1 protein-coding gene is annotated in these 1,008 nt (G+C 69.0%); it reads left to right on the forward strand.

Features of this window, described 5'->3' with window-relative positions; all coding sequences use genetic code 11:
• Positions 1 to 1,008 (forward strand): SulP family inorganic anion transporter (locus tag ACSFA3_RS26435; protein WP_435508253.1); only part of this gene is annotated, 1,008 nt, incomplete at both ends.

Raw genomic sequence — 1,008 nt, forward strand, 5'->3', positions numbered from 1 at the left:
CGGCATCGTGGCGCTGCCGCTGGCCATGGCCTTCGCCATCGCCTCGGGGCTCAAGCCCGAGGCGGGCATCTGGACGGCGATCATCGCGGGCTTCCTGATCTCGCTGCTGGGCGGCTCGGCGGTGCAGATCGGCGGGCCGGCGGGGGCGTTCATCGTGATCGTCTACGGCATCGTCGAGCGCTACGGCGTGGCGAACCTGCTGATCTCCACTGCCTGCGCGGGCGTGCTGCTGTTCATGGCGGGGCTGTTCGGGCTGGGGCGGCTGGTGCGCTTCGTGCCGCTGTCGATCGTGGTGGGCTTCACCAACGGCATCGCGGTGCTGATATTGCTGTCGCAGCTGAAAGACCTGCTCGGGCTGACGGTGGCGAAGATGCCGGCCGACGTGTTCTCGCAGCTGCACGCGATGGCGCTGCAGATCGGCACCTTCAATCCCTATGCCTTCGGGCTCGGCATCGCCTGCGTGGCCGGGCTGCTGCTGTGGCCGCTGCTGCTGAGTGGTGACTCGAAGGTGGGCACAGCGGTGCTGCGCGTTGCTGGCCGCGTGGCGCGCACGCGTGCCGTGCAGGTGGGCTCGCGCATGCCGGGGCCCATCGTGGCGCTGGTCACGCTCACGCTGGTGTCATGGGGCTTCGAGCTGCCGGTGGAAACCATCGGCACGCGCTTCGGCGGTATTCCCGAAGGCGTGCCGGCTTTTGCGCTGCCCGATTTTTCATGGGAGACGGTGAAGCAGCTCGTGACGCCCACGCTGACCATCGCGCTGCTCGGCGCCATCGAATCGCTGCTGTGCGCGCGCGTGTCCGACCAGCTCAGCGGCCAGCCGCGCCACGACCCCAACCAGGAGCTGATGGCGCAGGGCATTGCGAACGTCGTCACGCCCTTCTTCGGCGGCATGCCGGCCACCGGCACCATCGCACGCACCGTCACCAACATCCGTTCGGGCGGCACCTCGCCGATCGCGGGCATCGTGCATGCGATCACGCTGCTGGCCGTGGTTCTGCTGGCCGCGCC

This window comes from Variovorax glucosi (genome assembly GCF_051216695.1).
Classification (GTDB): Bacteria; Pseudomonadota; Gammaproteobacteria; order Burkholderiales; family Burkholderiaceae_C; genus Variovorax.